The 19369-nt window shown below is 53.4% G+C and carries 15 protein-coding genes; 13 read left to right on the top strand and 2 right to left on the bottom strand.

What is annotated here, in order from left to right; all coding sequences use genetic code 11:
- Positions 1-138: 138 nt before the first annotated feature.
- The 10 genes from hypF (at position 139) to ABX962_RS08645 (ending at position 10018) form a co-directional block, all read left to right on the top strand.
- Entirely contained in the window at positions 139-2436 is a 2298-nt protein-coding gene (gene hypF / locus ABX962_RS08690; RefSeq protein WP_372718514.1) for a carbamoyltransferase HypF, read from the top strand.
- Between the two features lie 78 nt (positions 2437-2514).
- The gene (locus tag ABX962_RS08685; protein WP_372718512.1) at positions 2515-2832 is read left to right on the top strand and encodes a HypC/HybG/HupF family hydrogenase formation chaperone; all 318 of its coding nucleotides are present in this window, start codon (positions 2515-2517) and stop codon (positions 2830-2832) included.
- The gene (hypD, locus tag ABX962_RS08680; RefSeq protein ID WP_372718510.1) at positions 2829-4001 is read left to right on the top strand and encodes a hydrogenase formation protein HypD; all 1173 of its coding nucleotides are present in this window, start codon (positions 2829-2831) and stop codon (positions 3999-4001) included. Before ABX962_RS08685 ends, hypD begins: the two co-directional genes overlap by 4 nt.
- A gap of 6 nt (positions 4002-4007) precedes the next feature.
- Entirely contained in the window at positions 4008-5099 is a 1092-nt protein-coding gene (gene hypE, locus ABX962_RS08675; RefSeq protein WP_372718508.1) for a hydrogenase expression/formation protein HypE, read from the top strand.
- 188 nt (positions 5100-5287) lie between these two features.
- Complete coding sequence (locus ABX962_RS08670) at positions 5288-6325, top strand: hypothetical protein (protein ID WP_372718506.1); 1038 nt, start codon at positions 5288-5290, stop codon at positions 6323-6325.
- 86 nt (positions 6326-6411) lie between these two features.
- Positions 6412-6717: a hypothetical protein gene (locus tag ABX962_RS08665; RefSeq protein WP_372718504.1), complete on the top strand. Its 306-nt coding sequence runs from the start codon at positions 6412-6414 to the stop codon at positions 6715-6717.
- A gap of 81 nt (positions 6718-6798) precedes the next feature.
- The gene (locus ABX962_RS08660) at positions 6799-7161 is read left to right on the top strand and encodes a hydrogenase maturation nickel metallochaperone HypA (protein WP_372718502.1); all 363 of its coding nucleotides are present in this window, start codon (positions 6799-6801) and stop codon (positions 7159-7161) included.
- Positions 7158-7901, top strand: a complete 744-nt coding sequence (gene hypB, locus ABX962_RS08655) for a hydrogenase nickel incorporation protein HypB (protein ID WP_372718501.1) — start codon at positions 7158-7160, stop codon at positions 7899-7901. The genes ABX962_RS08660 and hypB overlap by 4 nt, the downstream gene beginning before the upstream one ends.
- Positions 7902-8147: 246 nt before the next feature.
- Positions 8148-8663 carry a carboxymuconolactone decarboxylase family protein gene (locus ABX962_RS08650; protein ID WP_372718499.1) on the top strand — a complete coding sequence of 172 codons (516 nt, stop codon included), beginning with the start codon at positions 8148-8150 and terminating at the stop codon, positions 8661-8663.
- A complete protein-coding gene (locus tag ABX962_RS08645) occupies positions 8660-10018 on the top strand; it encodes an NAD(P)/FAD-dependent oxidoreductase (protein ID WP_372718497.1) in 1359 nt (452 codons plus the stop codon). Before ABX962_RS08650 ends, ABX962_RS08645 begins: the two co-directional genes overlap by 4 nt.
- Positions 10019-10060: 42 nt before the next feature.
- On the opposite strand, the gene ABX962_RS08640 is transcribed toward ABX962_RS08645, so the two are convergent.
- On the bottom strand, positions 10061-10291 hold the full coding sequence (locus tag ABX962_RS08640; protein ID WP_372718495.1) for a hypothetical protein: 231 nt from the start codon (positions 10289-10291) through the stop codon (positions 10061-10063).
- Between the two features lie 271 nt (positions 10292-10562).
- Between ABX962_RS08640 and ABX962_RS08635 the strand changes: the two genes are divergently transcribed.
- A complete protein-coding gene (locus ABX962_RS08635; RefSeq protein ID WP_372718493.1) occupies positions 10563-11537 on the top strand; it encodes a PP2C family serine/threonine-protein phosphatase in 975 nt (324 codons plus the stop codon).
- A gap of 34 nt (positions 11538-11571) precedes the next feature.
- Here the strand turns inward: ABX962_RS08635 and ABX962_RS08630 are convergent, their stop codons facing one another.
- Positions 11572-12654 carry a GGDEF domain-containing protein gene (locus ABX962_RS08630; protein WP_372718491.1) on the bottom strand — a complete coding sequence of 361 codons (1083 nt, stop codon included), beginning with the start codon at positions 12652-12654 and terminating at the stop codon, positions 11572-11574.
- Between the two features lie 900 nt (positions 12655-13554).
- Between ABX962_RS08630 and ABX962_RS08625 the strand changes: the two genes are divergently transcribed.
- Both ABX962_RS08625 and ABX962_RS08620 read left to right on the top strand, forming a co-directional pair.
- Positions 13555-17679 (top strand): PAS domain S-box protein, encoded by a 4125-nt coding sequence (locus ABX962_RS08625; RefSeq protein WP_372718489.1) that lies wholly within the window; start codon positions 13555-13557, stop codon positions 17677-17679.
- Positions 17680-17743: 64 nt separating this feature from the next.
- Positions 17744-19369, top strand: a 1626-nt coding sequence (locus ABX962_RS08620; RefSeq protein WP_372718487.1) for an HDOD domain-containing protein, incomplete at its 3' end; no start/stop codon positions are given.

The raw sequence follows: 19369 nt of genomic DNA, 5'->3' as shown, positions 1-19369 counted from the left end.
CGAGACAACGAGTCTTGCAGCTTCACTGAGCCCAAAAGGACTCGTTGCCTCGTCCACTACGGAAAATGCCGCCAGCTATTCTTCCGGCAGTCCTAAATACGGCGGTCCTAAATACGGCGATGTCAATCGAGGCTCCCCATGCAGCGGCGAACGATCAGCGTATCGGGCATCGTTCAAGGCGTGGGCTTTCGGCCCTTTGTCTACTCGCTTGCATCGCAGTTGAAACTCGTTGGCTTCGTCCAAAACCGATCGGGCGAAGTCGCTATCGAAGCCGAAGGAAGTATCACCGCACTGGATCGTTTCACGGAGCAGCTGCGGTCAAAGGCTCCTGCACTAGCCCGAATTGACCGGCTGATATCGCACTCGATACCGGTGCGTCACGAGGATTACTTTCAGATCTTGGCCAGCGAGCCCACGCTGGCCAGCGACATCTTTGTCTCGCCCGACGTTGCGATCTGTGCCGATTGTCGCCGTGAACTCTTTGATCCAGCGGACCGCCGTTACCGCTATCCGTTTCTGAACTGCACCCAGTGTGGACCAAGGCTGACGATCACCCTTCGTGCGCCTTACGATCGTGTGAATACGACGATGGCGGCGTTTGAAATGTGTGTGGCATGTCGTGCTGAGTATGAAAACCCCATGGATCGGCGTTTCCACGCCCAACCGATCGCATGTCCGGTTTGTGGGCCTCGTTTGCAGTTGCTCGACGCGCGCGCTGTTCCAATCGAAGCGGCGGATCCATTGGCGAGTTTTGTGGCGGAAATCAAGCAGGGCAAGATCGGTGCCCTGAAAGGGATCGGCGGTTACCATCTGGTTTGTCAGGCCAATGACGATGAGGTCGTAAATCGGCTGCGTCATCGTAAACATCGCCAGCAGAAACCGTTCGCCATCATGGTGCGTGACTGCACACAGGCGGCAAAGTGGTGTCGGATCGACGCTGCGGAACAGCAGCGGTTGCTCTCGCCGCAGCGACCGATCGTCTGCTTGCGAAAACGAAATGAGGCCGTCGGGATTAGCGACGCAATCGCCCCGGGTAATGCGTTTCTTGGCGTAATGCTGCCTTACAGCCCGCTGCATGAATTGTTGTTGGATTGCGTGGGGGACGATCCCTTGGTGATGACCAGCGGTAATCGTAGCGACGAACCGATTGCCTACCAGGACGCTGACGCCGCAGAACGACTTCGGGGAATCGCGGATCGATTCTTGGTTCACGATCGACCGATTCGTGTCCGCTGTGACGACTCCGTCACCCGCGTGATCGCAGGCCGTGAATCGCCGATTCGTCGCTCGCGAGGGGCGGCACCGATGCCAATCACGCTGCCGTTCCATTGCTCGCAACCGATGCTGGCGGTCGGTGGGCAGCGAAAGAACGTGTTTGCACTCGCCACTGGAGCTCATGCGTTTTTGAGTCATCACATTGGCGATTTGGATGACTTGGCGGCGCTAATCTCGTTTCAACGTGATATCGGACTCTATGAGCAGTTGTTCGGAATTGCACCTCAGGTGCTCGTCCATGATTGGCATCCTGATTACGCCTCGACCACCTACGCGACCGAGCGTGCCAAGCGAGAGTCACTGCTAGCAATTGCAGTCCAGCATCACCATGCGCATCTAGCGAGCTGTATGGCCGAACACGGAATCGAAAGTGACGTAATTGGGGTGGTCTATGATGGTAGCGGGTTTGGTGGCGATGAGGCGGTTTGGGGTGGCGAGTTTTTGATCGGGGGTTACCGATCATTCAAGCGTGCTGCTCATTTGCGTCCCGTCCGGCTGCCCGGTGGTGACAAGGCGACCAAGGAACCATGGCGAGTGGCGCTAAGCTATTTGACGATGGCGAGCTGTGACGCCGAAGGATGGCGGAGCGGAATCGATCAAGCGATCGGCCCCAACGCAGTGCGGATCGTACAACAAATGATCGATCGCGGATTCAACTCGCCCTGGACCTCGAGCGCTGGCCGACTTTTTGATGCAGTCGCTGCGATCACCGGTGTCCGTCAATCTGTTCACTTTGAGGGACAGGCCGCGATTGAGCTCGAAACGCTCGCGTTACAATCCGACTGTGCCCAGACGTACCCACTGAACACGACCGAACCGGTCGATACGCGTCCACTGATTCGCGGCGTGGTTGCCGATTGTAAAAACAGAGTCGACACGACGTTGATTGCACGTCGATTTCATAACACGTTGGCGGCGCTGACAGTGCAGACGTGCATCCAACTTGCGAAATCAGCTTCGATAGACCGAATCGTTCTCAGTGGTGGCGTGTTTATGAATACGCTCTTAGTCACCCTTGTTTCCGAGCAGTTAGAAGCCAAGGGGCTGAATGTCCTTACTCACCAGCGTGTGCCAGCAAACGACGGCGGCATCGCTTTGGGGCAACTCGCGATCGCAGCCCATGCGTTGCCGTCCCGAAACATTGCGTTGAATTCGCGTTGAAAATGCAGCAAAATCAAGATTTAACATCACGCAATTTTGACGGTGAAGTGATACGTTAGACGATGCTTCCTCACTCAAATGTTAAAGAACCCGAGCGTGTCGATGTGTCTTGGTATCCCTGGAAAGGTCGTCGCAACTTTCATCGAGCATGATGTCTTGATGGGAAAGGTTGATTTTGGCGGTGTCTTCAAACAGGTCTGTCTGAATCTGACTCCGGATGCGGAAGTCGGCAAGTATGTCATCGTGCACGTCGGTTTTGCACTGCAAGTGATCGATGAAGCGGAAGCGGAAAAGGTGTTTGAGTTTCTCGAGCACATGGATGACCTGCAGGAGTTAGCGGCAGGCGGGGAGTTAGCGGCAGGTGGGGGCGAGACGAGTGTGGAGGTCGTGCCGTGAAATTCCAACACGAGTATCGAGACGCCGCAGCGGCCCAAATGTTGCTGCGAGCGATCGGTAACGTCGTCACCAAGCCTTGGACGATCATGGAGGTTTGTGGCGGACAAACGCACACGATCGTTCGCTATGGCATTGATGAACTGCTGCCCCACGAAGTCGAATTGGTTCACGGACCAGGTTGTCCCGTTTGTGTCACTCCGTTGGAATTGATCGACAAGGCGATCGAAATTGCTTCGCGTGACGACGTTATTTTTTGTTCGTTCGGTGACATGCTACGAGTCCCCGGCAGTCGAAGCGATCTGTTTGACATCAAAGCCAGCGGTGGCGACGTCCGGATCATCTATTCGCCGCTGGATTGCTTGAAGATCGCCGAGCAAAATCCTGATCGAACGGTCGTCTTTTTTGCAGTCGGATTTGAAACGACCTCGCCCGCCAACGCGATGGCGGTCTGGCAAGCCAGAAAGCGAAGGATCGATAACTTTGCGGTGCTTGTGTCGCACGTTTTAGTGCCGCCAGCGATGGAGACGATTCTGGCGTCCGCCACGAATCGTGTGCAAGGTTTCCTCGGCGCCGGACATGTCTGTTCGGTGATGGGCTACGAAGCATACGAACCATTGGCCGATCGCTATCAGATTCCCATTGTGGTGACGGGGTTCGAGCCGGTCGATTTATTGGAAGGCATCTATCGCTGTGTGCGAATGCTCGAACAAGGTAAAATCGGTGTCGACAATCAATACTCGCGAGCCGTTCAGCGGCAGGGAAGTCTCGCGGCGCAAGGTTTGATCGATGAGGTGTTCGAGGTGACCGATCGCAAGTGGCGTGGCATCGGCACCATCCCCCGCAGTGGCTATCGGTTGCGAGCTGAATACGAACGTTTTGACGCCGAACAGCGATTCGCGGTCAGCCACATGCAAGTATTGGAATCGAGCAAATGCATCAGCGGACTGGTTTTGCAAGGCATCCGTAAACCCCACGAATGTCCGGCGTTCGGCAAGCAGTGTACGGCTGAGCATCCCTTGGGAGCCACGATGGTGTCGTCCGAAGGAGCCTGCGCGGCGTACTACAACTACGGACGCTTATTGCGAAACCCCGCGGCGTCTGTGTCGGCTGATGTACCCATGGGCGATGTACCCATGGAACCGAAAAACATTCCGATATCGGCAGATTGAGAAACCATGACGCACGTTGCTGATGTTGACCAAATGACATGCCCGACACCTCGAAGCCAATACGAGCGTGTGCTTCTAGGGCATGGCAGCGGTGGCAAATTAAGTGCGGATTTGATCCAGCGTGTCTTTCTCGCAGAACTCGGCAACGAGGTGCTCTCGTCGCTCGAAGATTCCGCAACGCTCTCGCTTGATTCGCAAAACAATCCGCCGAATCATCAAAGTTCGGGGCCACGAATTGCCTTTACGACCGATTCGTTCGTGGTCAAACCACTGTTCTTTCCCGGCGGTGATATCGGCAAACTTGCGGTTCACGGAACGGTTAACGATTTAGCGGTCGCCGGCGCAACACCGCTGTACCTTTCGGCAGCCTTCATTTTAGAAGAGGGTTTTGCGATCGAATCGTTACAGCGGATCGTGGTCTCGATGCGTCAAGCGTGCGATGAAGCGGGGGTGACATTGGTCACCGGCGACACCAAAGTGGTCGACCGAGGCAAAGGTGATGAGGTCTTTATTACGACAACGGGAATCGGGCTGCACGCGGCAAACCGCGAATTGTCGATTCGCAACGCTCGGCCTGGAGATCAAATTATCGTTTCGGGAACCATTGGCGATCACGGCATGACGATCATGTCGACTCGCGAGGGGATTGAATTCGAGACGGCGCTGAGAAGCGATTCGGCGCCGCTGAATGATTTAACGCGAGCGATGTTGGACGCGTGTCCCTCCATCCGCGTGATGCGTGATCCGACTCGTGGCGGCGTCTCAAGCACTTTGAATGAATTGGCGGCAGCATCGAAAGTCGGGATTTTACTCGACGAAGCGTCGATTCCAGTACGGGCCGAGGTTCATTCGGCATGTGAGATGCTCGGATTGGACCCCATGTATGTGGCCAATGAAGGCAAATTAATTGCGGTGGTTCCTGAACAGCATTGCCAATCACTTTTGACGGTGATGAAACAGCATCCGCGTGGCCGAGATGCGGCGGTGATCGGGAATGTGGTCGCGGATCATGCGGGAATGGTGGTGATGCGAAGTCTGATCGGTGGCCAGCGCGTCGTGACGATGCTGGCCGGCGAGCAATTGCCGAGGATTTGCTGATGAACTGCAGATGCCGGTCGCGGTCTGACGCAAGAGAAAAGAACATTATTATCCGAATTTCTGCATGGGTCGGTTTGCAATGGGATGCATGCGAGTGGTGGCAGCGTTATAAACGAGAGAGCTCACTGCGACTTTTTTTGCAGACGTTAGTGCGGTTGCATAAAAGATGCATTCCGGGGGACAGCGGTATGATTTTTGAGCGAGTGAAGAAGATTGCCGACGCAATGTTGTACCAGGGGTACGTGCTGTATCCCGATCGCGGCGCAACGATCAAATGCCCAAAACGGTGCACTTCGGGCACGCTCTATCCGGCGGGCAATTCGTTTGGGAAACCCGATCAGATGCAGGTGCAGTGTTTGGTGGTTGGCGAAGCAGCAAAAATCAGCATTGCTGCGCGTTTTTTGCATCTGCTGAACCGTGACATCTTTAAACTCGATTCCCCCGCGGATACCCTTCCGCAGGATTGGCAGCAGCAAGCCACGCCGGTCGCTTCAATTCAGATCGGCGAAACGGTTTACCAAACTTCGCAGGAGGCGGTCCAACGTGAGATCCGCCCCTCGACGCGATCGCTGCAGGCAATGGTGGGTAATGCTCAGCATGATGCATTTTCGTTCAGTTTGGCTTCGGATGTTGAGCCGATCGAGGACGATGGCCGCTGCGTCGCCGTTGTGCAACGCAGCCAATCGAGCGTTACCGGCGATGTCGAGATAATGGGCGAAGTGATCGGCGATCATGTTTTTAAATTGACTCTCACCTTGCGAAACACCACACACCGGTCCGAACTGCCCGCGAGCCGCCGCGAAGGACGTTTAGAGCAAGTTTTTGCCTCGGCACATCTGATCCTCGGAGTCGAAGAGGGGCATTTTGTTTCCACGATCGACCCGCCGCCCGAATGGGCCACGCTTGCAGCTACCTGTCAAAACCGAGGGCTGTGGCCGGTTTTAGCGGGAGATCCACCGGATCAGCACTATATGTTAGCTACCCCCGTCATTCTGCACGATTATCCGCAAATCAACTCTCCGCAAATCGCATCGCAAGGATCCGCCGACTGTTTTGACGAGACCGACATCGACGAGATGTTAGCGATGCGAGTGATGACGATGACCGATCAGGAAATCAAGGAATTACAAAGCACGGATGAGCCCGCGTGGCAGATTTTGCAACGAACCGAATCGAACTCTTTGGAACGAAGGAAAGCTTTGCATCGATCGTCCAAAGTGAATTGAGTTTACCGCCAGCAAGGATGGCTTTGGATTAAAAAAAATCGACAAGTTGGATCTTTATCTCACCCATTTATTTAACGGAAGATGTGATGAAAGAAGAAGATTGGAAACGACTCGAAGGTCAGCCTCACCCTAAATGTGTCAGTTTCTGTGGACGCGATTTGCGTGTTGGGGATCGTGTTCGCGTATGGCCCAAAAAAAGTGGCGACAGCAAGGATATTATCCTGGCGGGAAAAATCGCGATCATCGAAGATATCGAGCAGGACAATGAAAACAAGGTGCACCTCGCCTTAGTGATGGATGATGGCCCCCGCAGTGAACCTGATGAGAAACGTCAACCGGGACATCGTTTCTTTTACCATCTCGAAGAGGTTGAACCCTTGGATCCAAACTAAGCAGCGGCGGAGATCCACCGCTACAAACACACCGATGGAATCGCGAATCCGCAGAACACGTGACGGGTGAAATGGTCAGCCATGCACGAATTATCCATCGCCCTGAGCATCATCGATATCGCCAGCGAGGAATCGCGGGATCGAGCGGATGCCCATGTGATCGCGGTGCATTTGAAGATCGGTCGCATGTCGGGCGTCGTGATCGAAGCGTTGTTGTCGGCGTTTGAAATCGCTCGCGAAGAAACGCTGCTGGCAAATGCGAAATTGAAGATCGACGACGTGCCGGTAAAAGTGCGTTGTCCGAAGTGCGAATGCGATCAGTTGGCGGACTCCATCCAGTGTCTGTGTTGCAGTGTTTGCGGAACGCTGTCGCCGGAAATGACGCAAGGCTGCGAGTTGGATGTGGTCGCGATAGAATTGGAAACTTCGAAGCTGATACAATGACCGAACAACGCATCCAGCATTCTCCCGACGCTGCTCGGACAAGGCTCGTCCAGGTTCGCACCAAGATACTGAAACAAAACGATGTCGCGGCGCTGCGACTCCGGCAACGCTTTCACGATCAGCAGGTGTTCGTCGTTAGTTTGGTTTCGAGTCCCGGATCGGGCAAAACCATGTTCTTAGAGCGAACGTTAACGACGATGCGGCAGCGAGGTGTTCGCGTGGCAGCGCTTGTCGGAGATTTGGCGACTGAAAACGACGCCGCGCGTTTGTCACGGGCCGAAGTTCCCGTTCGGCAAATCACCACCGGCACGGTATGTCATTTAGAAGCCGATATGGTGGAAAAGGCGATCCAAGGTTGGCAGCTCGATGAGCTCGACTATCTGTTTATCGAGAACGTTGGCAATTTGGTTTGTCCTGCTACCTATGACCTCGGAGAAAATCTTCGCTTGGTGCTGTTTTCCACCACCGAAGGCGAAGACAAACCGCTGAAATACCCCACCATCTTTAACACTGCCGACATCACCGTGATCACCAAAATCGACTTGGCCAACGTGGTTGAGTTTGATGCCGCCGCGGCTCATCAAAATATCCAAGCGGTGCGTCCAGGGATGGAGGTTTTGGAGGTGTCGGCCAAGTCGGGGGACCAAATGGCCAGCTGGTTCGCTTGCTTGGAAGCACGCCGGACCAAGCACGCCGGACCAAGCCTGCCCCATGCCAACCATCTTCGTAGCGGCGAGTAAAACCGTTCGAGATCTAGCGGGCGGCTCGCGCCGCTCCGCTAGGAAAGCCCACGGCTCAGTGGCTGTGTTGATCGTTTGTGGTTCAACGTGGTGCCGCAGCGATCAACGGTTCGCTGCAGAATCGATCCAATAGGATTGCAAGCCGACCGGAAACCTTGGCACATCAATTGCCCTATGTAGAGCCTTGCCGGCGGGAGGTTTTCCTGCTGTTGATTCAATTGCATCGCTACTCTTGAGGGACTCTCCATGCCACACGTGAAACCGCTTGATCAATCCAACGCCCCTGCGGATGCTCAGCCCATCTTGAAGGCGATCGAAAAAAAGTTTGGTCAATCGCTGAATATCTTTAACACATTGGCCTATCAGCCGGATGTGCTCGGCGGAGTCACCCAAATCAACGATGGAATTCAGAACGATTTGCCTGGGAAACTTCGCGAGCTCGCCTATTTCAAGTCGTCGCAAGTCAACGGCTGCGAATATTGTTCGCACTATCACAAGCAAGCAGCGAAGAAAGCCGGTGCATCGGATGCTCAGATCAAGGATATCGACAACTATCAGACGAGCGAAGCGTTTGATGATCAAGAGGAGGCAGTGTTGTTTTATGCCGAGCAGCTTACCAAGACGGCTCAGGTCGACCCCGGAACCGTTGCGAAACTGAAAGAGTTTTTGGACGAGACTCAATTGGTCACTCTCGCTGCGACCGTGGCGTTAGCGAACTTTACCAATCGTTTTAATCATGGATTGGACATTCAGCTGCCATGAGTGAAACCCACTTTGACCTGATCGTGATCGGTACAGGACCGTCCTCTTCGACCGTCGCCAAGAAGTCTCGCGGCGAGGGAAAGCGAGTGGCGATGATCGAGGAGCGGGAATTTGGTGGCACGTGTGCCCTGCGTGGCTGTAACCCCAAAAAGGTCTACGTCAATGCGGCCGACTTGATCGATCGTGTTGTTGGCGGGCGGGGGGAACTTCTCGATTATCAGGAGGTTAGAATTGATTGGCAACAATTGCTGCAATTCAAGCAGACCTTCACCGATCCGGTAATTGAAAAAAGCGAAGCGTCGTACCGTAAAAAAGGAATCGAAACTTTTTCGGGAACCGCTTCCTTCGTCGCTCCCGACACGATTCGCGTGGGAAACCACACGCTTAAGTCAGAGCGAGTCTTTATTGGTGTCGGAGCACGTCCGCGTCCACTCGATATCCCCGGCGAGACGCATGTCGTGCAAAGTGATGACTTTCTTGAACTGCCCGAAATGCCCAGTCGTGTGGTGTTTATCGGAGGTGGTTACATTTCGATGGAGTTTGCTTGTGTTGTGGCTCGCTACGGTTCCCACGTTACGGTTTTGCAGCACGGCGATCAGATTCTGAACTCCTTTGACGCCGATCTCGTTTCGCAATTGAGTGAATATTGTGCGGAGCACGGTGTCAAGATTTACACCCAATCCGAAGTGACCGCGGTAAACCAACGCGGTGATCAATCGTTCGTGGTGAGCTACAAAAACGGAGGGCAAACCCTTTCCGTGGACGCCGATTTAGTAGTCCATGGCGCGGGCCGCGTGCCGAATATTGAGGGCCTTGATCTGCAGGCGGGTGAAGTGGAATTCGGTGACAAGGGGATCAAACTGGATGCGTTTTTGCGAAGTGTGAGCAACCCTCGTGTTTTCGCCGCAGGCGATTGTGCCGATACCGGTAAACCGCAATTGACACCCACGGCAAATGAAGAAGCTCGAGTCGTAGTGAAGAATCTGTTCACGTCAAAGTCAATGCAGCAACCCGATTACGACGTCATTCCGCGTGTCGCGTTTACGGTCCCTTCGATCGCCGCAGTGGGCATGTCCGAGACCCAGGCACGGCAATCTCATGACGTGGACGTTCATCACGAAGACACCTCGACGTGGGCATCGGTTCGTAAAACGGGCCAGCGATGCGCGGGCTACAAGATCTTGATTGACAAAAAGACCGATTTGATCCTCGGCGCTCACTTGCTAGGCCCTGCAGCCGAGGAAACGATTAATTTGTTTGCCTTGGCGATGAAGTTTGGGTTGACTGCAACCAACGTCAAATCGACGTTGTTTGTCTTTCCCACCTTTGCATCGGATGTACGCAAAATGGTGTAACGATTGTTGTTGCCGGCGGGCGGTTAACGCTCGCAGCGGACCTTACTGTTCGATCGGTTCACGCTCAACTGGTTCACGCTCGATGCTGGCATCCACCTTCTCGGCTGCCTGGTCCACCACCTGTTTCGACTTCTCAACCAACGTGGATGTGTCTTCTTTTACCTTCTCGGTGTCCACTTGGATCGTCGGGTTGCCCGCCGGGGAACTGAACCGTAACCAGCCAACGAGAGCCATGATCAACACAACAACGACTACCACGATTACGACACGCATAACGTCCTCTCCTATCATCGAACTTTGCTACCGGCAAACACCGTGCTACCGGCAAACACCGTCGGTTTACGCTCGGCAGAATTTTGAACCTGTGCTGATGCGTTGCAATTGTCATGCCGACACCGGGGCTCTGGCACAGACTTTGCTTAGCCAGAGGGAGCGTCAATTCAATAAGAATCCGCGATGGATTGGCCCTTTTGTTCACTCTTGAAAAATTTTAATTCCAACTCGTTTTGACAACGGAACTCGCTCGCGAAATGGGAGTCGCACAATGCACGGACAAATGGAAATCTTTGGGACGAGCGATATTGGACGCAAACGAAACACAAACGAAGATCACTTTATGATCTCGGACCTGTGCAAATCGATGCGGGTCCATTCAACAAGTCTGACATTGGATCATCGCACGCGATTGTTTGGTGAAACGCAGGGGCGACTTCTGTTGGTCGCCGATGGGATGGGAGGACACGACTCTGGTGAACGTGCAAGCCAATTGGCATTGGACGGGATCGTCGACTACGTGCTCAATACGCTCAGCTGGTATTTGCTGCACGACGACATTCACGAGGACGAGGAATTTCAGAAGCACTTGAAGGCGGGATTGTTGAACTGCCAACAAATGATCGAGCGTGATATTGCCTTGGCTCCTCAGCGGCAAGGAATGGGATCGACTTTAACAATGGCCTACATTGCATGGCCACGGATGTTTGTCGTTCATGTGGGGGACAGTCGCTGTTATTTGCTGCGTGATGGCGAGATCAAACAATTGACACGTGACCATACCATGGCCGAAGCTGTTTTGGGGCACCGCGAATCCAAAGAGTCGGAACCGGATCACGAAGGTCCGCTGACCAACATGTTGTGGAACGTGCTGGGAGGAAAAGATGAACCGCATCCCGACGCGGCTTCCTATCATTTGCAAATTGGGGATGCGTTAGTGTTGTGCACTGATGGGCTAACGAAGCATCTCAGTCGCAAACGCATTGCCGAACTGATTGGAAGCGATCGTTCTTTGGAGAACGCTTGCAACCAAGCGATTCAGGAGGCCAACGACGCTGGCGGCAGCGACAACCTTACGATTGTCGCGTGCCGGTTTCGCAAGTCGCGTCCGATCCAGGAGCGCGAAGCGGCCATTGATGTGTTGATACCCGAGGCGGATGACACCGACGACGAAGCGGTGCCGGTGAGTGAGACGGGGCTGGCAAGTGAGACGGGGCTGGCAAGTGAAGCAGAGCCGGTGAGATAAGCATCGCCCCTTCACGCGACTTTTTTCGGATCACTTACGCATCGTCATGGGCCAGCGATACACGGTTGAGTTGGCGTTCGGCACGAATGCAGTTGCGGCCATTTTCTTTGGCACAGTAAAGCAGTTTGTCCGCACGGTCAAACCAGCTCTGTCGCGAGTCATCGTTTCGCAAAATGGCGACACCGATCGACGCTGTAATCTGGTGCAAGGATTGTCCGCTTGCTTGATGCTTAAATCTGTGGGTTGCCAGCGAGCAGCGGATTTCTTCGGCGTACTGCAATGCGTCGCTCGCGGACGTGACACGCATAAATACGCCAAACTCGTCGCCGCCGTAACGAGCCACTGTGGCATTCCCATTAACCGACTGAATTTTTGCCGCAATGAACTTTAACAGGCTGTCGCCCACCGCGTGGCCGAGTTGGTCGTTGACCGCTTTGAAGCCATCGAGATCGACTAGGATCAACACCGCATCGCCGGCGGAATCCAAGTGGCGACCTCGGATTGCGGTTTCCATCAAGGCATCGAAACATCGACGATTGCCGACACCGGTTAGCGGGTCGGTCATCGTCGACCGCTGAGATGCGACAAGCTCTTCTTGTAGATGACTGATTTGCCCTTGCGACAGTTTTAATTGGTCTTTCATCGCATCCAATTGAGACTGCATCGTCGCGTTGCTCGCGATGATTTCAGCCACACAGGTTTTCACTTTTTCCGGAGTGATATTCGCTGCCGTCAAATCACGATTCGCATGGTCAATGGAGTTCCCGAGTTCTTCCCCGGCATGCATCTGACGATCGATCGCCAGCACTAATTCTTGCAGTTCGGCTCCCAATTTGGTGCTGATCTGGGTGCCGAGTTCGGCGCCGGATGGTTGGCAAAACTGGTGATGCAACGCCTCGAGCTGCTGGGTCGTGACGCTTTCGGCCTCATCCACGGAGCACCTTAACTGCTCGCAAATCTCGGGACTTCGCCCTTCGGCATAGCGATACCAAACTTCATAGACTTTGGGCGTTGGCGGAGTGCGGAATCGTCCCACAAATTGCAGGGCTTTTTTCGCTATCGTAAACGCGTAGTCAAAGTTGGGGGGTGAGTCAGTGGCGGATGATTCGGAGGTCACGCAATAAAACTCCAAGAAATAAACATGTTGCTAAAGTCTTCAGTCGAAATTTCACTGCATCGGTCGACGCAAACTCGACACACCGACGATCAACGGAGTTGTCAGCCCATGTCGGCAGCGCACGCTCATCCGCCTAGGAAGGTGTGCCGTATTTGATCATCTGGAGTTTAAAGGGACAACAACACTAAGTCGGATTGCCGGAGACGAGCGTGGCGATCACTGACCCCGAACCGCCGTTGTCGGGATGATCGCCCCGCTAATCGCTTTCCTTTGCGAATTGTCGTCTGTACCGTACTGGTGCTTTTAAGAAACCGTCGGTGACGACATCATCGGAAGAATCATACGTTCTGTGAAAGTGGGTATGGTCTGATGGATGAATTTTTCATGAAGAAATGCTTCGGGAGGGTTTGGGTTCCCCCGGTGTTGTGGGGGGGATCGTGTGGCAACGGAGCTCGCTCCCTCTAGGTTCGAAGATCACGTCGACAAGGTGATTGATCCGGTTAGCGAGGGGGGGTGGCGTTTGTCGTTCACAGCGAACTGGATCAACCCCAATGCACCGTCCACGCCGCTTCACGCGTCAAAGCGTGGATGTCACCTTGAATGACGCAGTTGATCGCATCACTGTCCCTAAGCTTTTTCGTCCCTAAGCTTTTTCTTCAGCCGTAACCGCTTGCGTGAAACCGAAGGGGGGTGGCGCGAAACACCCTGTTTTCTGCGTTGATTTGGTGCGGGTACCCGCCTGTTTCGTTGGTCTTTGCAAACTGTGACCTAAGTTTTTTTAGCGTTTCCTAGCTGGCTAAGCGGGGGGCGTGTTTATGTTTTTGTAAATCTCGCGGGGGGCAAGCTGTGAGTTCGTATCTGCGATTTGGCATCGTCAAATCAAATCAAAATCGCTGCACATTGAATACGAACCTATGGGGCGGAGCGATCTGCATCGCGTTGTTGCTGGTCACGAATCTGAGTGCCGCAGACAACCCCCTTGATTCTCGTTCTGATGGTTCACTCGCGAGTTGCTGCGGCGATGGTGGTTGTTCAGAGGCCGCCATCGCTGCAGGCAGCGAACGTGAATTTCGCGCCGAAGGCGTGACTACCTTTTTCTCGAAATTAGTGGACACCGCTGATTTTCCAGCGCGTTGGTACTGCGGCACATGGTCATCGGATGTGGGGTGGTTACATGTCGTTTCCGATGTCGCGATTTTTGGCGCCTACTTTGCCATCCCACTCGTATTGATGGGATTTTTGCTTCATCGTCGCGACCTCCCTTTTCCGCGGGTGATTTGGTTGTTTGCCGCGTTTATTCTTTCTTGTGGAATCACACATCTCGTCGAAGCAGGAATCTTTTGGTGGCCGGTCTATCGGTTGTCTGGATTGATGAAGGCTTGCTCGGCAGTGATCTCTTGGGCAACCGTCATCATGCTCGTTCGTGTGACGCCGGCCGCATTGAAGATACCCTCGGCCGCACTGCTTACTAAACAGTTGCAACAAGGCAAAGAACGGCTCAGTCTGGCCCTGGAAGCGGGACGTGTCGGAGTTTGGGAATGGGACCTGAATTCCAATACCTTCACATGGGACAGTACAACTCGCCAGATATTGGGGATTGATCCCCATGTCGTCATCAATTTTGAGTTATTTGCTGCGGCACTTCATCCCGATGATCGCGAACGCGTGGCGAAACTTGTCGACGAAAGTATTCGAACCGGATGTCGCTACGACACCCAATATCGCGTGCTGCATTCCGACGGCACGACTCATTATGTTCGCGCCAAGGGAAAGGTTGTTATTGGTGCCAACGCAAAGCCAGATCGTTTTATCGGCGTCTGTCTCGACTTTACACAACAGCAGCTTCGGGATGACGCTGTTTGGGAGAGTCAGAACAATTTTCAAAGCACATTCGAGCAGGTTGCGATGGGCATCGCCCATGTCTCTCCGATCGGTAAGTGGCTACGTGTGAATAAAGGGCTTTGTGAGATCCTGGGATACAGCGCCGAGGAATTGCTGCAGTCCACGTTTCAAGATCTCACGCACCCCGATGACCTCAACACCGACTTGGACAACGTCCAATTTCTGCTCGATGGACGGATTGATTCCTATTCAATGGAAAAACGCTATCTCCGCAAAGATGGGAGTCAGGTTTGGGGAAAATTGACGGTGTCGTTGGTGCGTGACGTGACCGGCAACCCCAAACACTTTATTGCGGTGGTCGAGGATATTCAGCAACGAAAGGACGCTGACGCAAAACTACGTGAATACACATCGCAAATTCGCAAGCTTTCGCTGGTGGCAAGCAAAACGAAACATTCGGTCGTGATTTGTGACGCCGAAGGGCGAATTGAGTGGATCAACGATGCGTTTACACATCTGACCGGCTATACGACTCAAGAAGTGCTGGGGGAATACCCTAGCGACCTGTTGGCTGGCCCCGAGACCGACGCCAACACGGTTCGCTTGATCACCGAATCGGTGCGACGCGCTGAAAGCGTTGCGGTGGAAATTCTGAATTACAACAAGTCGGGCGAAAAATATTGGATTGATTTGACGATCGATCCCGTCTTTGACGACCAAGGCGAGTTGACTCAGTTTATTGGAACGCAAGTCAATGTCACGGAGCGAAAGAATGCCGAAATCGCCATGCGGCAGCAGCAAAAGCGTTTCGAACGATTCTTGCGATCGGACATTGTCGGTATTGCCATGATTCGCTTGAGTGGCGAAGTCGTTCAAGCCAACGATGAAATGCTTCGTATCGTCGACTTGACTCGTGCCGAATTTGAAAAGGAGGTATTGGATTGGCGAGAAATGACCCCCGATGAATACTTGCCGATTGACGAACAGGCGATGACGGAACTGCTGGCGACAGGCGCTGTCAAACCCTACGAGAAAGAGTTGTTTCGTCAAGACGGAACGCGTGTGCCGATTGTGATTGGTGCCACCCATCTTGATGACGAAGACGACCTGACACTCTGTTTCGTGTTGGATGCCACCTCGCAAAAGGAAGCCCAAGAAAAATTGCAATCCGCACGACGCATCGCAGAAAAAGCCAACTTGGCCAAAAGTGAGTTTCTTGCCTCGATGAGTCATGAGCTACGCACCCCGTTAAACGGAGTGATTGGAATGACCGAATTGCTTTCCGAAACAGGACTTGATGCTCGGCAGAAACGGTTTGTCGGCGCTTGCCAATCGAGCGGCAAAGCGTTGATGACGCTCATTAATGATATCTTGGATTTTTCAAAAATCGAGGCAGGACATCTCGATATGGACGAACATCGATTCGATCTACTGGAACTGCTCGACGATGTCATGACCTCGATGCCCGTTCGGCTGGAAGGCAAGCAGATCGAATTGCTTTACCATCTCGATCATCCTTCGACCTTGACGTTGTTGGGCGACAGCAATCGTCTACGCCAAGTTCTGATCAATCTGGTTGGTAACGCGATCAAATTCACCGAGAAAGGTGAAGTCACGCTGCTTGCCGTGCCACAACGGTTGACCGAAAGTGAGGCGACTATCCGGTTTTCGATTACGGATACCGGGATCGGAATTCCAAAGGACCGCGTCCATCGCTTGTTTCAAGCATTCTCGCAAATGGACAGTTCGACCAGTCGCCAGTATGGCGGTACGGGGCTGGGGCTTTCGATCAGCAAAGGGCTTGTCGAATTGATGGGCGGAAGCATTGGGGTTCAAAGCGAAGAAGAGGTTGGATCGGAGTTTTGGTTTACCCTGACATTCAAACGAATTCATGTCGTGAATTCTCGCGAACGGATCACCGCGGAACGAGTGACCAACGAGCACATTCATGATTTGCAAGTGCTTGTGGTCGAAGATAACGACGAGTGTCGGCGTACGCTCCAAAGCATGTTGCAGGGTTGGCAGATCAAGGTCCAATGCGTCGAAAACGCAGACGATGCCGTGCAGCTGTTAACGAAATCACGCGCAAAGGGGGCACCGTTTGATATCTGTTTGATCAACAAGACTTTGCCTGGCCAGGATGGGATCGAATTGGGGCGGCGATTACGCGAGGATTTGGCTTTTGATGATCTGTTGCTGTTCTTGTTGGCTCCGATGGATGCCGATTTTCCCCAATCCAGCGTCGTGTTTGACCATTTTCTGACGAAGCCGGTTGGACAATCGTTGTTGCTCGATACGATCGTTGATTCCTGCTGCAAAAAGCCTCGGGGCGTACCACCGGTGACGTCGGATGAAACTTTCGCTCACGATGGTCTCACCACCGACGTCCGGATATTGGTGGCCGAAGACAATCTGACCAACCAACTGTATGTCGAAGAAATTTTGATGCGTGAAGGATGGCACTGCGACATCGTCAAAAATGGAAGCGAAGCGATCAACGCTGTCGCAGAAGAGGATTACGACTTGATCTTAATGGATTGTCAAATGCCTGAGCTGGATGGTTATGAAGCCACTCGCCGGATTCGAAAACAGGAAGCGGAAGGACGGTTGAAAGGACATCGACCCATTTTGGCGCTGACTGCCAATGCAATCAAAGGCGATCGCGAGCTTTGTTTGGATGCGGGCATGGATGATTATATGCCCAAACCTTTTAACCCTCGCGATCTCGTTACCGTTGCCCGGGCATTCTTAAATGGGGATCACAGAGAGTCCATGAATCGGGTTGTCGTCGAGACGGATTCGACGGGGACGCGTCGGTCCGATTTGCCGCCAATCGATTTCGATTCACTCTACAACCGATGTATGGGCGATGCCAGCTTTGCGGCGTCGCTACTCGATTCCTTTGCCGAAGATGGTCGTGATCGAATGAACCAGATTGTTCGTTTGACCGATCAAGGTGACGCTGCGGGGGTTTCCAAAGTGGCTCACTCGCTCAAAGGCATCGCGGGCATTGTCGCCGCTCAGGACATCCAGTGCCTTTCCGCCCGCATTGAATCTGCGGGAAAATCGGGAGAAACGGAAACGCTGCATCGCTTGGTGGATGATCTTCAGGATTTGGTGGACGAATGCCTCAGCTACGTCCCCATCGTAAAAAAAAGGGCCACGCTATGGATCGAGCATTGAGCGGTTTTCTCTTACTTTTAATCTAAAATTTCTATAGCAAATCAAACGTAACAGGGGCAATTACGTGAGTGAGCAAAAAGCAAAGCGTTTAGCTATTGTCGTCGATGATGAAGCGATCGCTCGAAAAATGATGATGTTTGCCCTTCAGCATGAAGGGTTTCAGTGCCATCAGGCAAGTGATGGACGCGAGGCGATGCAGTTGATCGCAAGCGGCGACTATGATCTCGTCGTCACCGATTTGGCGATGCCGCACAAAAACGGACATGCACTGACGGTTGAACTGTTGAAACTCCAAAACCGTCCGACCATTGCTATCCATACTTCGGTGATCGAGCCGCGTATCGTCAAAGATTTGATGAATCGAGGGGTGGATGATATCGTCTATAAACCCACTAATTACGCAGCGTTTGCCGCCAAAATGGTCGCCATGGTACAGAGGCGAATCTGCCGTCTTGAAGCAAGGGCAATGTTATCAAACGAGAAAGCGTCTACGGGTGCCGATGCAAAACAGTGGGACGCATCCGATTTGGATGGCCTCAAAATCAACACTCCCTCTCACTCGGCTCCGGTGAAACCGATGACTGCTCGGTCGGTCAATGCACTGGGGGTCGAATCGTTGCCGTTTTCCGTGGATGTGATCGAAGCATGCCGACTCGCATGTAATCCCAATTCGGAAGTCGGTGACATTGCGGCCGCGATAGGCCGCGAGCCAAATTTAAGTGCCGAACTAACTCGCTTGGGAAACAGCAGCTTTTATAATCGGTCGGGAATGAATCTGCGTTTGGAAGAGATTGTCGTACGAATCGGGCGACGTCATGTGGGGGAATTGGCGTTGGCGTTAAACGCCAGTTCATCGATTCGTGATATGGCAGTGAGCTCGATGAATGTACCACTTGCATGGCAACGCAGTCTTGCCGCCCGTGCGGCTGCAAAAATTCTGATCTCGTTAAAGAGAAACTCTGGTGCAAATGCAGGGATATTGCTCAGTGCTGCAATGCATTCACTCGGCCGGATGGTGCTCGCGAAGGCCTTTCCCGATGATCTGGCGGCGTTGATCGATCACGCCAATGTTTCCGGCGAAGCCTTGACAACGTTGGAACATCGGACGCTTGCGGTAACCCAGTCCGAGTCGCTGGCAAGATTGTTGAATAAATGCCAGATTCCTAAGGATATTATCGGTCCGCTGCAATTTATCGACATGTCCTACCGACAACTCGAGTCACTCGATCCAGCGGATCGTGAGGGGGCGGAACTCGTAAAAGTCGCCGTCTTAATGGGATGGCTTGCCGTCGGCAAATGGGAGTCCTGGGATCTTATCGAGATTCCGCCCGCCAGTGTCCTGCAACACTATTGTGGCGGTTCGGTCGCTGGAATCGTCACCCGAACACGCGATGCGTTGTCTGAGATGATGGCTGAATTTGGTGATCCCGACGGTTTGTTCGATGCAACTGACGCAGGGAATCCCTGCTGCTATCACTGTGTGGGAGAGAGCGAGTTTGATATCGTGCAGTTGTTGTTGCCGGCGATGGGGTTCATGCCGTCGGCATCTGCGGACTCCGACAGCGCAATAATGGTGGTCAATGCTTTGGATGTGACGAGACGCCAGCTCTCGAAACATGTTTCTACTCTCCAAACCCGCCGTGGCTTGGTTTTGGCTCGCAGTGGTCAGGCGGTGCGGGTACCGCCGAAT

The sequence above is a fragment of the Novipirellula sp. genome (assembly GCF_041583735.1).
Classification (GTDB): domain Bacteria; phylum Planctomycetota; class Planctomycetia; order Pirellulales; family Pirellulaceae; genus Novipirellula.
This window is presented reverse-complemented; position numbering and strand designations above follow the sequence as displayed.